The 14,434-nt window shown below is 45.3% G+C and carries 13 protein-coding genes; 2 read left to right on the top strand and 11 right to left on the bottom strand.

Translation table 11 applies throughout. From position 1 onward, the window contains the following. Positions 1-109 precede the first annotated feature (109 nt). The 4 genes from DN599_RS15115 to DN599_RS15100 form a co-directional block, all read right to left on the bottom strand. Positions 110-577 carry a DUF2489 domain-containing protein gene (locus DN599_RS15115; protein WP_110458410.1) on the bottom strand — a complete coding sequence of 156 codons (468 nt, stop codon included), beginning with the start codon at positions 575-577 and terminating at the stop codon, positions 110-112. An 84-nt stretch (positions 578-661) separates the two neighbouring features. After that, entirely contained in the window at positions 662-1,195 is a 534-nt protein-coding gene (gene yihI, locus DN599_RS15110) for a Der GTPase-activating protein YihI (protein WP_110458409.1), read from the bottom strand. 47 nt (positions 1,196-1,242) lie between these two features. Beyond that, positions 1,243-1,911 (bottom strand): methyltransferase domain-containing protein, encoded by a 669-nt coding sequence (locus DN599_RS15105; RefSeq protein WP_110458408.1) that lies wholly within the window; start codon positions 1,909-1,911, stop codon positions 1,243-1,245. Positions 1,912-2,627: 716 nt separating this feature from the next. After that, positions 2,628-3,248, bottom strand: a complete 621-nt coding sequence (locus tag DN599_RS15100) for a c-type cytochrome (protein ID WP_110458407.1) — start codon at positions 3,246-3,248, stop codon at positions 2,628-2,630. Between the two features lie 168 nt (positions 3,249-3,416). On the opposite strand from DN599_RS15100, the gene yihA reads away from it, so the two are divergent. Next, positions 3,417-4,073: a ribosome biogenesis GTP-binding protein YihA/YsxC gene (yihA, locus tag DN599_RS15095; protein WP_110458406.1), complete on the top strand. Its 657-nt coding sequence runs from the start codon at positions 3,417-3,419 to the stop codon at positions 4,071-4,073. Positions 4,074-5,075: 1,002 nt separating this feature from the next. On the opposite strand, the gene polA is transcribed toward yihA, so the two are convergent. After that, positions 5,076-7,835: a DNA polymerase I gene (polA, locus tag DN599_RS15085; protein ID WP_110458404.1), complete on the bottom strand. Its 2,760-nt coding sequence runs from the start codon at positions 7,833-7,835 to the stop codon at positions 5,076-5,078. Between the two features lie 385 nt (positions 7,836-8,220). Here polA and elbB point away from each other — a divergent pair, with 385 nt between their 5' ends. After that, positions 8,221-8,874: an isoprenoid biosynthesis glyoxalase ElbB gene (gene elbB / locus DN599_RS15080; protein WP_110458403.1), complete on the top strand. Its 654-nt coding sequence runs from the start codon at positions 8,221-8,223 to the stop codon at positions 8,872-8,874. Positions 8,875-8,904: 30 nt separating this feature from the next. Here the strand turns inward: elbB and glpG are convergent, their stop codons facing one another. The 6 genes from glpG to DN599_RS15050 form a co-directional block, all read right to left on the bottom strand. Further along, positions 8,905-9,741: a rhomboid family intramembrane serine protease GlpG gene (gene glpG, locus DN599_RS15075; protein WP_110458476.1), complete on the bottom strand. Its 837-nt coding sequence runs from the start codon at positions 9,739-9,741 to the stop codon at positions 8,905-8,907. Between the two features lie 19 nt (positions 9,742-9,760). Then, a complete protein-coding gene (gene glpE / locus DN599_RS15070; RefSeq protein WP_110458402.1) occupies positions 9,761-10,066 on the bottom strand; it encodes a thiosulfate sulfurtransferase GlpE in 306 nt (101 codons plus the stop codon). Between the two features lie 85 nt (positions 10,067-10,151). Continuing rightward, a complete protein-coding gene (gene tdh, locus DN599_RS15065) occupies positions 10,152-11,177 on the bottom strand; it encodes an L-threonine 3-dehydrogenase (RefSeq protein WP_110458401.1) in 1,026 nt (341 codons plus the stop codon). Positions 11,178-11,265: 88 nt separating this feature from the next. Beyond that, positions 11,266-12,462, bottom strand: a complete 1,197-nt coding sequence (locus tag DN599_RS15060) for a glycine C-acetyltransferase (protein ID WP_110458400.1) — start codon at positions 12,460-12,462, stop codon at positions 11,266-11,268. A gap of 433 nt (positions 12,463-12,895) precedes the next feature. Next, a complete protein-coding gene (locus DN599_RS15055; protein WP_110458399.1) occupies positions 12,896-13,549 on the bottom strand; it encodes a TetR/AcrR family transcriptional regulator in 654 nt (217 codons plus the stop codon). Between the two features lie 177 nt (positions 13,550-13,726). Beyond that, positions 13,727-14,386, bottom strand: a complete 660-nt coding sequence (locus DN599_RS15050; RefSeq protein WP_110458398.1) for a TetR/AcrR family transcriptional regulator — start codon at positions 14,384-14,386, stop codon at positions 13,727-13,729. Between the last annotated feature and the right edge of the window lie 48 nt (positions 14,387-14,434).

Below are 14,434 nucleotides of genomic sequence, written 5' to 3'. Positions count from 1 at the left end.
TGATCTGCGTTGCAAATTAACACTGCAAGTAATAGTAGCCGATGAATATCCTTGAATTTAGATCAAATGTCTGTGGTGCTAAGTAAAATTTGTGCGCCGACTCACGCCGCTATTTTGCGTAAAGGGCGTAATCCTTAATGAGTTGCTGTGCTTCCTGGTTGATATCGGCTTCAAGCGCCGCCTCAGATTTCATTCTAGCGAAGTCGAGTTTCATGCGTTGCTGCTTACTGAGTGCTGTACGCTGCGCCATGATCGGGTGCTGCTCAATCACCTCGAAATGAGCAAATAATGCAGGATAACGGCTGATGACTTGTTCTGTATGCCCCAAAATACCAAACAGCTTACCGATACGCATCACGCCCTCTGAGAGCTCACAGCGCTCCTCTAGCATCGCCGCGGCAATATAATGAATATTGCCGAGCAGCTCTTGCTCTCGAGCCTCGATAGCTTGCTGTTGAGCGGCCAGTTGTGCTTGCTGTTGCCGAGTCTGCTGCTTTAATTTTATCAGTAGGTGAGCTGCGTAGCCGGCGAGCCCAATAATAATTAAGGCACCGATAATCATAAGTGAAGTCGTCATAATTAGGTCCAAATAAGCTGTGTTAGGGGAGTAGATATAGAAATGGCATCGAATTCGATGCCATTAAGTCGTCATGCGAGTGCATTAGTCTTTACGTTGATAGTCTTTTAGTAGATCTGCGCCAGACTCAAACTTCTCAAGCAAATCATCATCAGATGTCGCTGTGGTTTTCATTACGTGATCTAAATCATCTTCTTCATTAATACCGAGACGCTCCATTAAACGTTCGATTTCTGTCAGCTGTTTATCAAGCCAGCTCTGATCGGCTGCGGTTAATGTTTTGCCCTCTTCTAGCATGTCGAGGAGCGAATTTAGACGCGGATCATCTTCTAATTTAAGTAGCTTCTGCTCATCACTCATTTTGGGAGCCGCAGGCTTTTTCTCTACCGGTTTAACTTCTGGCAGATTTAAAGGGATAGGCTTCTTACTGCCGTGACGAGGATCTTTGGCTCTCGCTGCTCCCGATTGTGTTTGCTGGATCTGCTTTTCGTCATGACGACTGCCCGGTTTGTTGCCCGAATTTTGCTTTTTGCCGGCAACTACACGGTCTTGCTTTTTCGTTCGTGGCTGTTTCTTAGGCGCATTCTCATTGATCTTGCGCGATTTGTTACGGGACATAGCAATAATCTCAACTACAAAAAATATCGTGAACTTATCTAATCAAATTAGACAAGAGAACTTGGGTCGCGTGTTATATCAGATTTTGGTGGTTTTTGCACCAAAATGAGATCGTTTGACGCGAATAATAGCTTAAATTCAGCTTGGTATGCTAGATATTGGAAGGTGGCCTGCTGATAAAAACTGACGTGGGTTAAATTATTCTTATGGTGCCATTTAGAAAAGCCAGTTAACTCGGTGAGCAATTGCGTATTTATCGCCATCCATCCGCCCGGTTTTAGCAATGAACAGAGTAAACGCCACTCCCTGTTAGGGAAGCGAAAGTGTTCAAATACTTTATAGCAACAGATAAAGTCGTATTGCTGTTTTAGCACTTTATGTTGTGGTGCAAAAAATGGGTCGTATTGATACAACTGGTGGCCATTAATCGCTAACTCATCGATAAGTGCTGGGGTCACTACACGGCCAAAATTAAGTCCGGTTAAGGGGGCTTTGCTCTCTTGTTCGATTTGACCTACTAGGCTCAATATTAGTTGGCTGGTGGCTTTATGTTTTTGGGTTGCCGTTTGGTATTTATTGAGCTCTGCCTTGGGCGGCAAGTGAGAATTAGCATCGGCAAATAGTAACATGCAGGTTTTACATCGGTATATGCAACGTTTTCTATCTTGATAGAAGGGGGCGGTATTATCGTTATGGCACAGGGGGCATCTTCGCATCGGTAACGAATGACTCTTCTAGGTGATTCCACTAGTGTACATTTTGTCATAAAAAAAGGCGACAGTATGACTGTCGCCTTCCAAAAAAGTACCCTAGGTACTCAATTCTGACTCCAAGTTTCCTTACTTGCTATGCGACTTTCCCAGTCGGATTCCATCTTATTTTTTTGTCTGCTATCCATGCAGTTTTTATCGTTTGCGGTCTTCCAGACACTTTCTTATTCACCTGTTGTCTTCCTGACCACAGTTTCCGTAGATGGTCTCAATGACACATCACAATATTGTTCGTCATCTTTGACGATAACTTAACCATCCTTGTCGGTTTAACGTTGAGTTCAGTAGTAGCATTTCTGAACGAGTAAGGTGAGTGCTAATTAGCGTATTGGCCTTCCTAACCAATAATCCTTACCAAATAGTGTATGACCGGACTTCAAATTCGAAGTGCAACTCTTATTATTTTATTAGTGAGTGGTCTTAGTATTATTATTGTTATTGTTTAGCTTTATTCTTATATCTTAAATGATGTTACATACCGAAATCTGTTTAATGTTATTAGATAAATTTTGGATAAACAGTTGGGTTCACCTCGGTACGGGCACAATTAAACCTAAATCTGTGATCTATGTCAAGCTCGATTTTTTTTCCAGTTGACGTAAGCGTCAACCTGGTGCGATTAAAAAGGTGGTCATAACCACCTTTTTAATTAAGCTTACTAATTACTTAATACTCGCAACGTATTTTGCTAGTGCTTCGATATCTTCGCTAGTTAATTTCTTCGCGACGTCTTGCATCATGCCATTTAAGTCGTTGTTACGAGTAGAGTCGTGGAACTTAGTTAGCTGAATTTTTATGTAATTAGCGTGTTGCCCTGCAATTGCTGGGAAACCCGCTGCTTCAGAACCTTTACCGTTAGGGCCATGACAAGCGATACAGGCGGTAATTCCACGGACAGTATCACCTCCTTTATAAAGTTGCTCACCTAATGCGGGTACATCTTTTACTTCGGTCACAGTGAGGGATTGTGCAGCATAGAATGCGGATAGATCTTCAATATCTTGGTCGCTTAGTCCGGCAGCCATCGGGCTCATTAGTGGCTCGTTACGGCCCTCTTTACCACCAGTGTGAGCCGCTTGACGTAAATCGTGTAGCTGTTTCTTCAGGTAAGTCTCTTGTTGCCCCGCAATTTTAGGGTACATGTCTATCATGCTGTTACCATCAACACCGTGACAGGCAGAACAAATGATTGCTTTAGTCTTTCCCGCTTCAGCATCACCTGCTGCAATAGCGGGAGTCGATAATGTGGCTAAAATTGATAGCGCAATAGCTAGCTTTTTCATGGCGTTCCAACTTTTAGTTAAATTTTTTGTCCTGAGCTTACGAGAGTGACCTGCAAGCGTGATAAAATATGATTTATGTGATCGGAGTAATATTTTACACGAAATTGTGCAAATGTAAGCAACTCTTCGATATTTAAACTAAAGAATGAACAAATTTTGGAGTGGGTAGTGACTGATTCTCGTATCGATTTTCGGCAGGCAAAATTTTTGATCAGCGCACCTGATATCGCGCATCTCAATGAACATTTGCCTGGAGATGTGGGTGTTGAAATTGCATTTGCTGGCCGGTCTAACGCCGGAAAGTCCAGCGCATTAAACCAGCTTACAGAACAAAAAAGTTTGGCCCGAACCAGTAAAACTCCAGGGCGTACGCAGTTAATTAACGTCTTTGCGCTTGATGAGCACCGCCGTTTAGTGGATTTGCCCGGTTATGGTTTTGCTCAAGTCCCACTAGCGTTAAAGAAAAAGTGGCAACAAGCGTTAGGCCAATATTTACAAGAGCGTGAATGTTTAAGTGGGTTAGTGGTTTTAATGGATATCCGTCATCCGTTAAAAGATCTTGATATGCAGATGATTGAGTGGGCTGTTGATAGTCATATTCCGGTGCTTGCGCTACTGACGAAATGCGATAAGTTAGCTCAAAGCGCTAGAATGAAAACCGTTAATGAAGTTCGCAAGGCGCTAATTGATTTCGGTGATGCGGTCAAAGTTGAGCCTTTCTCGTCATTAAAAGGCACTGGAAAACCTAAGGTATTAAGCATACTGAATGAATGGTGTCACCCTGACTGGTTAGTTGAGGCTTTGGCCGAAGCCGACCAAGAGTAGTATTCAAGGTGCTGTAAAAACGCTTCCTTCGTGGAGGCGTTTTTTTTGCTTAAGTTAGGGCCTGTTGATCTTTGCTGGTTGAATTTTGTTCAAGACAAAAACGTTTTAATCGAGGCGAGTGGATTGCAGCCTAGTCATCTAAGCAAAATTCACTTAACAAAGAGTAAAACGTTTTTAGCCGAACCCTTCGGGCAGCGTTTGTTGCTCATTTCTACTGCGTTCTCAGCTTTTTATGTAGAATAACTACACCACAAAGCTTCTGCCTTGTATAAATACCCAACAATTAGCTGCAAAAATAACCTTGAAAGATCAACAGGCCCTAGTTCAGCTGGCGTTGCTGATAACAAAGGAAGCAGGGAGAAGTAGCCGAATTTTAAGCAAAAAAAACCGACGGTATAAACCATCGGCGAATAAATTAGCTCTTTTGAGGAGAAGCTAAATTCAACAAGACTCAAGTTCCATTAATCGATGATCAATGGCTCTCAATAAGGTTATGATAGCGCGAATCTCGAACGACTTAAAGTATTTGCTCTAAAATAAATTTCAGGTGAAAAAAAGCCCCAGCAATTAAATTGCTGAGGCGCCATAATTCGGCTATTCACTTAATAAGTGAATTAAAAAAGGTCTGAAAGATAGAACATCTTAACCTCTGTACCCTACGCCGAGAATAATACTGTATTGGACGTAATTAGGGAAACTGTTTTTCGTTAAAAACGACAATAATGTGAGCGATATCTAAAAAATGGCGATAAAAACGCCAGCTTTTTGATCTTAAAATTTCAATTTAGCTCTTTTAAATAAGAGTTTATCGATTTAAATACTCAAAATGAAAATAAATTACTTTTCAGGTTAATGGCTCGTGCTGACTAAAGGTGAGTAGGTTGATCGTCTCTGGTGGATTAGTGTGAGGCTTATACTGCAATAAAAAGCCTCACACTAAATGAGGCTTAATCAATTCAAATGCTGCGCCTTTAGTCAGCTGGCCGTTGGAGATGTGTTGTATTAGTGCGCCTGTTCCCAGTTATCACCAATACCGGCCTCGGCCAGCAGCTCAACATCAAGACTGGCAGCGCTCGCCATTAATTGACAGACTTTTTCTTTTAAGCTCTCGGCTTTATCGCTATCAACTTCGAAAACCAATTCATCGTGTACCTGCATGATCATGGTGATCTCGCCTTGAGTGTCGCTTGCAATCCAATGTGCCACATCAATCATCGCTTTCTTGATGATATCGGCAGCGGTGCCTTGCATCGGGGCGTTGATTGCGGCGCGTTCAGCTGCTTGGCGTCGCATGGCATTTCTATCTTTGATGGCTGGTAGGTAGAGCCTGCGGCCAAATAGCGTTGATACGTAACCTTGTTCGGCTGCCGCGGCGCGGGTTTCTTCCATATACTTGAGTACACCCGGGTAGCGCTTAAAGTAGATGTCGATATATTTTTGCGCTTCGGCGCGAGGGATATCAAGCTGGCGTGCTAGCCCAAAGGCTGACATGCCATAAATGAGGCCAAAATTGACCGCTTTTGCGCGGCGACGTTGTTCACTGCTCACCTCACTAAAATCGACGCCAAAGACTTCAGCGGCGGTCGCGCTATGAATATCTTTACCCTCGGCAAACGCGCTCAGTAAGCCTGGGTCCTGCGATAGGTGTGCCATGATGCGTAATTCGATTTGCGAGTAATCGGCAGCCAGAATTTTACGCCCTTCACCCGCGATGAAGGCGTGGCGAATGCGGCGACCCTCTTCGGTGCGGATTGGGATATTTTGTAGGTTAGGCTCACTCGACGATAAACGACCAGTTGCAGCATTGGCTTGATGATAACTAGTGTGTACTCTGCCAGTATTTGCGTCGACCATCAAAGGTAGCTTGTCGGTGTAAGTGCTTTTTAACTTTGATAAGCTTCTGTGCTCTAGCAGTATTTTAGGTAACGGATAGTCGAGCGCCAGTTCGACTAACACCTCTTCGGCTGTCGATGGTGCGCCTTTGGGGGTTTTCTTAATCACAGGGTAGCCGAGCTTCTCAAAAAACAGGGCTTGTAACTGTTTAGTTGAGCTGAGATTAAAGGTTTCGCCGGCGATGTCGTAAGCTTTTTGTTCTAGCTCATCAATTTTTCGTGCGAGTTCTTCACTTTGCTGGCCGAGTAACATGCTGTCAATTAGCACGCCTTGGCGTTCAATTTGTGATAGCACGCTTACCAGCGGCAATTCGATATCACTGAACACGCTAGCGAGTGCAGGGGCCTTGGCTAATCTTGGCCACAAATGCTGATGTAATCTTAGGGTGATATCGGCATCTTCAGCGGCGTAAGGTGCGGCTACCTCTAGCGGGATTTGATTGAAGGTCAGTTGCTTGGCGCCTTTACCTGCAATCTCTTCGAAGCCGATAGTCTTATGTCCCAGATATTTAAGGGCTAAGTCGTCCATATTGTGTTTCGAAGCGACCGAATTAAATACATAAGATTCGAGCATGGTATCGAAGGCTATGCCGCGCAGCGTGATCCCAACGTTGGCCAGAATACTCATATCGTACTTTAGGTTTTGGCCAACCTTTTTGATACTAGCATCCTCGAGTAGTGGGGTTAATTTGGCTAAAGCTTGTGCCATGTCCAGTTGTTCTGGCGCGTCGGGATAATCATGTCCCAGTGGCAGATACGCAGCCTGACCCGCTTCAATAGCAAAGGATAAGCCGACTAATTTAGCCTGCATATAGTTAAGGCTGGTGGTTTCGGTATCGACGGCAAAGAGTTCGGCACTAGCGAGTTTTTCAATCCACTCGTCCAGTTGTTGCCAGCTTAAAATGGTGATGTAATTGGCATCGATATCTTGTGGTACAGGCGTGCTATCTTCGCCCTGTGAGTCATTGGTTATACTATTAGCGCCTTTACCATCGAGCACTTCGGCAAGCCAACGCTTGAATTCCATTTCGCCATAGCATTTGATCAACTCTTCGTTATCGGCTGGAGCAATATTCAGCTGATGCCAATCTTGCTCTAATTCAACATCTAACTTAATGGTAGCGAGTTCATATGAGAGTCTTAGCATTTCGCCATGTTCGGCAATTTTGGCTGGCATGGTTTTAGCGCCCCGAAAGCCGAGCTCTGGCATTTTTTCTGGGTGAGCTAAGATCTGCTCAACCCCTCCAACACCATTAAGCATCGCCAGCGCGGTTTTTTCACCCACACCAGGTAAGCCTGGAATGTTATCGGCTTTATCGCCTTGCAGTGCTAATAGGTCGACAATCAATTCTGGGCCTACGCCAAACTTTTCGAGTACTTCTTCAGGCCCTAATATGGTATTGGTCATTGTGTTGATAAGGGTGATATTGTCATCGACTAGCTGCGCCATATCTTTATCGCCAGTGCTGATCAATACCGAGCGTCCCTCTTTGCTCGCTTGAGTCGCAATCGTGCCAATAACATCATCGGCTTCGACTCCCGGCACACAGACTAATGGCAGGCCAAGTGCTCGCACAATACGGTGTAGCGGTTCAATTTGCGAACGTAGGTCATCAGGCATAGCCGGGCGATGCGCCTTATATTCTGCATACAAATCATTACGGAACGTTTTCCCCTTGGCATCGAATACAACGGCCATCTGTGTTGGCTTATATTGCTTGAGAAGGCTACGCAGCATATTAATTACGCCATAAACGGCACCAGTGGCTTCGCCTTTCGAGTTCGTTAGGTGAGGAGGGGCATAATAAGCGCGGTAAAGATAAGAAGAACCATCCACAAGTATCAGTGGGTTTTCAGCAATAGTAGGCATAATGTCTATTCGTTTATCGGTATTCGATGATGGCGCTAGCATGCCACATTAGGACGATTTCGGCCACGCAAAATTACTCACTAGGCTGTGGATAAGTCTGTGAGCTAAAAAAAAATCAACGAGCAGGTTTTACAACCGCGACGACATGGTGTGATTTTAAGTTATTGATTTTATGTGGTGTTTATTTTTTGTGTGAACTAGGTATTACTTCCAAGTAAAATTTCCTAATGTGTGGACTTTTATTTTTATTCCATTTATCGGCTCTGGCTTGGCGAATTGACAACGGCTTGCTAAAGTCGAGGGACTAACTTAGCACGAAAAATAAACAGATCAAGCGGTTTGTTGTTTTATTGTTAAAACTATTGGGTATATAAAGGAGCTATTAATGAAAAAATTCGCAGTGTTATTGAGTGGTGCGGGTGTGTTTGATGGTAGCGAGCTCCATGAGGCGGTGTTGACCTTGCTATCGGTCACTCAAGCCGGTGCCTGTTATCAGTGTTTTGCCCCCGATATTGCCCAGATGCATGTGGTAAATCACCTGACTGGTGAAGTCGATGTCAAAGATAAGCGTAATGTATTGGTGGAATCTGCACGGATTGCGCGGGGGGAGATAAAGGCCACGACAGATCTGGTTATCGGTGAGTTTGACGGCTTGTTGATCCCCGGTGGCTTTGGCGCCGCCAAGAACCTGTGTAATTTCGCCGTTGCGGGTAGCGAATGTGAGGTTGCGCCTGAGGTTATTGATTTTATTAATGAGTTTATTGAAACGAAAAAGCCAGTGGGCTTTATCTGCATTTCTCCTGTGATGATCCCTAAGTTGTATAATCAGGCTCGTGGCACCATTGGGCACGACACCGAAACTGCACATGCGTTTAATTTGATGGGTGGTCAGCATGTCGAGGCTAATGTGGAGCAGATAGTGGTTGATGAAGCCAATAAATTAGTTAGCACGCCAGCTTACATGCTGGCAGAGAATATTGCCCAAGCACAACTTGGTATCGACAAACTGGTGAGAACGGTGATTGAGCTGGCTGCGTAGGCGGCAATAACAAGCCCTAGGCGCTTGCGCCTAGGTGTGTTTTTTACTATCGATAAAGCCTTGAATCACCCCGACAACCAAGCCGCCAATATGAGCGCCGTTGGCTATCGATAGGCCAAACATATCGGTAAAGCCTAATACCAACCAAAGAAGCATAAAGCCGATATAAGCGGGTGGCAGGCCTATGCCTGCTTCTGGGCGTTTAACACCCATCACCCAAGTGTAGCCGACCACAGCGTAGACTACGCCAGAGAGGCCGCCAAAGTTAGGCCCGCTGATAAAATACTGCACAATATTGGGCAGTGTGCCGGCGATCAGCAGTAGGATAAACAGGGGGGCAACGCCGAGCTTGTTTTCAATTTTACCGCCTAAATACCACCACCAGAGCAGATTAAATAAGATATGCATGGCTGAAAAATGCATTAGGCTCGGGGTAAAGACGCGCCACACTTGCTCAAAGCCACTATTGGGGACGGCGCCAAAGAATGACAGGTGTTCAAATAACACATTAGCAAAGCCAATATTAAAGCCTAAATAGATCACGGCGCAAAGGGCAATAATCCCTAGCGTGAGTGGGCCAGCGCCAGAGATAAATTGGCTCAGCAGTTGTAAGCTAGGTGCACCATAATCTAATTTTGTTGCTGGGTTGCCATTATCCCAAGAGGCTTGCAGGTATTTATCATCATGGGGATGTAGAATAAACCGCTCATATTCGGCGCGGGCAGATGCATAATCTTGTTCGTGCTCAACGGATACAATAACGTCGTGTTCACCATGGGTGAGTTGGCAGCTTACACCTTGACCTTTTAAGTAGTCGATAAGTGCCTGTGCGGCACGTGCGTTGGGTAAGCGACCAATTTCTAGCATTAGCATTTTCTCACTGGAGTTAGTTAGCTTCGCGCCACGCTTGGAAGCCGCCATCTAGGCTATATACGTCATCGAAGCCTTGTTCGTGTAAATATTGTGCGGCATTTTGGCTGCTGATGCCATGATAGCAAACCACCACTAAGGGCTGATCCATATCGGCTTCGGCAATGTAGGCCGCAAGATTGTCGTTAGTCAGGTTAGTAGAGCCTGCAATGTGTCCAGCCTCGAAACTGGCATTGTCACGAATATCGACGATCTGAATCTGACTATCTTCTTGTTGCATTTGCAGCAGTTGATTAACGCTTAAGTGTTGAAAAGCTGACATAGTAAACCTGTAGAAATAAGCAATTATAGGTGAGTGTGCAATAGGGAGCTGTAACTGTACAGCCCCCTTGCTAAAGAATTCTCGGTTAATCCCAGCTAAGGATCACTTTACCAGATTGACCAGAACGCATGGCATCAAAGCCTGCTTGGAAGTCATCGACATTGAAGTGGTGGGTAATAATGGGGGAAATATCTAAACCCGACTGGATCAGGCTGGCCATCTTGTACCAAGTTTCAAACATTTCACGGCCGTAAATGCCTTTGATGATTAACCCTTTAAAGATCACCTTGCTCCAGTCGATAGCCATCTCTCCACCGGGAATGCCTAGCATGGCAACTTTGCCGCCATGGTTCATGGTGTCGAGCATTGAGTGGAACGCTGCAGGCACGCCAGACATCTCCAGTCCCACATCGAAACCTTCGGTCATGCCAAGCTCGTGCATCACATCTTCGAGTTTGTCGGTCGCAACGTTAACGGCGCGAGTGGCGCCCATCTTTTTCGCTAACTCAAGGCGGTATTCGTTAACATCGGTGATCACCACGTGACGCGCACCGACATGGCGACATACCGCAGCAGCCATAATGCCGATAGGGCCGGCTCCGGTGATTAAGACATCTTCACCCACCAGATCAAATGATAATGCGGTATGTACTGCATTACCAAAGGGATCAAAGATAGAGGCTAAGTCATCAGAAATATCATCAGGGATCTTAAAAGCATTAAAAGCGGGGATCACCAGATACTCTGCGAAGGCCCCTTCACGGTTAACCCCAACACCTGAGGTGTTACGGCATAGGTGGGTACGACCTGCGCGGCAATTACGGCAGTGACCACAGGTGATATGGCCTTCACCCGACACCCGATCGCCAATGGCGAAACCACGGACTTCTTGGCCAATCTCAACCACTTCACCTACATATTCATGACCTACCACCATAGGGACTGGAATCGTATTTTGTGACCACTCATCCCAGTTATAAATATGTACGTCGGTGCCGCAGATGGCGGTTTTACGAATTTTAATCAACAGATCGTTATGGCCGACTGCAGGTTTTGGCGCATCGACCATCCAGATGCCTTCTTCAGGCTTTAATTTGCTTAGTGCTTTCATGTTCTACCCTATGACTGACTCACGCTGGCGGTCAGTAAAATGCCATTCAATAAGGGCTACAACACAGTGTAGCCCCTTTGGTTTTATATTAGCCGATAATGCCCATCTCTTTACCGATACGGGTAAAGGCATCGATGGCGCGATCTAACTGCTCACGGCTATGGGCGGCAGACATTTGGGTACGAATACGCGCTTGGCCTTTCGGTACCACTGGGAATGAGAAGCCAACGACGTAAATATGTTCTTCGAGTAATCGGTTGGCAAAATCGCCCGCTAACTTAGCGTCACCAATCATCACTGGGATGATGGCGTGATCGGCGCCGCCCAAGGTAAAGCCGGCAGCGGTCATTTTTTCGCGGAAATAACGACTGTTCTCCCACACCGCTTCACGCAGTGCCTGACCAGATTTGAGCATTTCAAGGACATGAATCGAGGCGCTTACAATGGCCGGTGCCAAAGAGTTAGAAAACAGATAAGGGCGTGAACGCTGACGTAACCAGTCGATGACCTCTTTTTTGCCAGCCGTAAATCCGCCCGACGCGCCACCTAATGCCTTACCTAAGGTGCCAGTGATGATGTCCACTCTGTCCATCACATCACAATATTCGTGGGTGCCACGACCATTTTGGCCAATAAAGCCCACGGCATGGGAGTCGTCAACCATGACGAGTGCGCCATACTGGTCGGCAAGGTCGCACACACTTTTGAGGTTTGCAATAACCCCATCCATGGAAAATACGCCATCGGTGGCGATAAGAATATGGCGCGCCCCAGCTGCTTTTGCAGCCTTAAGTTGTGTTTCTAAATCGGCCATATCATTGTTGGCATAGCGAAAACGCTTGGCTTTACATAAGCGGACACCATCGATAATGGACGCATGGTTAAGCGCATCGGACACAATAGCGTCCTCGGCGCCCAATAGGGTTTCGAACAAGCCGGCGTTAGCGTCGAAGCAAGAAGAGTAAAGAATGGTATCTTCCATGCCGAGGAATTCACTTAGGCTGGCCTCAAGCTGCTTGTGGATATCTTGTGTGCCGCAAATAAAGCGCACCGATGCCATACCAAAACCGTGATCGTTTAATCCTTGCTGCGCCGCGGCGATAAGCTCAGGGTGGTTGGCAAGGCCGAGATAGTTGTTGGCGCAGAAATTCATCACTTCGCTGCCATTGACTTCGATTGATGTTTGTTGAGGGGAGACGATTACACGCTCGCTTTTGTATAAGCCTTCGGCTTTGACTTCAACAAGCTGTTGATTAATTTGGTCGTAGAATGAGGTTTTGGTCACGGGAGATCTCCTTCTTGGGGATAATTTTATTGTTATCATTTACGCTTGATTCATCGAGCCGACTTAGGCAATGAATGAGCGAAACCGCATCCGTTAGGGAGCGTTGTTGTTGCCGGAGTCGTGGCGTATATGTTGTTTAAATCCGTCACCCGACCGTCAATATGTTTGGATGAATTTCCCCATATTTACTGCCATAGTGACCGCATTATTGACAAATGAACACGGCGAACAGCAACCACGCTAAGCGATAGGTTGGCCGAATTCTAACCTTAAATGGGCTTGGCGCCACACTCTTTTTTTTGTCATTAACTTAGCTAGTGCAATCACAACTTTTGCATAACAAAAAATAATGTGAAATGTCACATAGACAACAATGTTAGTTATGGTTCATGTGGGGTCAAACCATTTAGGGTGAGTGACCGCTGTTTGGTGTTTAATCTGCTTGTTGTTCGGTTTGAGCAAGCGTTTGGTAATGTTGTTCCAGTCGCATAAAGGTGGGCTTAGCGTCATCACTGGTGTAGGCTCTAAACAGCATTAATACCCTAAGCAAGCCCTCGTACAGCGAAGTCTTGGTGATTACGGTAGTTTCTGAGTGGGTGAGGCGGTTACTTATCCAGAAGCAAGCGACCATTCTAATGGTGTCAGCCAATGGGGTGATATCCCTATCCTCGATAGTTAGTACACCGTCTTGTTTTAGTTTGTTTAAAATGTTGCTCGATCGTGCTAGTACCTGTTCTTGGATTTGGGTGTATTGCTTATTGAGTTCTGGGTCGCGGCCTAAAATGATCACTAAGTTAGAGTACATAAAGCGGAACTGCCACAGGGTATAAAATAGGGCATCGAAATAGCCAATTAATAGGTCAACATCCACTTTTTTGTCTTGATAGGGCTGAAAACCTGAATCAAGGTGTTGTTGGTAGAGGGTGAAAATAGAGCGAATAATGTCTTCTTTATTACGAAAGTGGTAATAGAGGTTACCCGGACTGATCCCTAAATGAGTGGCAATATGGTTAGTAGTAATGCTTCTTTCGCCGTGCTCATTAAAGAGTTCTAAGCTGGCATGGACAATTTTATCGCGGGTTTTCATGCAGATCCTAAATGTGGCAGTTAAGAGTTGTGCTCAATCGCTATCTAATGGGCTATTGATCATACATCACACATTAACATGGAAATTGAAAAGGTAAACATGCCCTTAGTAAAAGTCAATTGGTGGCTAATCTGACCAGTGGCTATGCGAGATCATTCTCGTCGTCTGGCTGTCAGCCTAACTAGAATGTTTAGCAGCTTGCAGGCTATGTAGCGTTTGGTAGTGTTCCTCTAAGCGGTTAAAGGTCGCTATAGAGATAGGTGTTGCGTGTGCCTTAAAAATCATGATCACTCTCAGTATGCCTTCATACAGGCAAGTTTTGGTGATTGCAATGGAGGAAGAGTGAGTCTGTTTATAGCCAATCCAGAAACAGGCAACCATTCTCATGGTATCGGCTAGCAGCATGATCTTATCATCGTCAACATCCAGCAGACCATCGCGCTTTAGCTGCCCCAAAATATTACTTGAGCGATCAAGAGCCAATTGCTGAACTTGCAGATAGCGCTGCAGTAATGCCTCGTCGCTGCTCAAGATATAGGTCAAGTTGGTATACATAAATCGGAAACGCCATAGGATGTTAAACATGGTATCGAAATAGCCAATGAGTAGCTCTACGCTGACATGCTTATGTGCATAGGGCTGAAATCCCGCGTGAAGGTGCGCTTCATAAAGGCTGAATATAGAGCGAATGATGTCTTCTTTATTCTTAAAATGATAATAGAGGTTACCAGGGCTAATACCTAAATGCGCCGCAATATGGTTAGTGGTAATACGCCGCTCGCCCTTAGTGTTGAACAATTTTAGGCTAGCATGGACAATTTTTTCACTGGTTTTCATGCAATTACCGCTGTTATGGGAGGGGAATTATTTATCTTACCCCAAATA

The organism is Shewanella algidipiscicola, from assembly GCF_900380485.1.
Classification (GTDB): Bacteria; Pseudomonadota; Gammaproteobacteria; order Enterobacterales; family Shewanellaceae; genus Shewanella; species Shewanella algidipiscicola.
The sequence above is the reverse complement of the archived record's forward strand: the minus strand, read 5'-3'. Positions and strand labels throughout refer to the sequence as shown.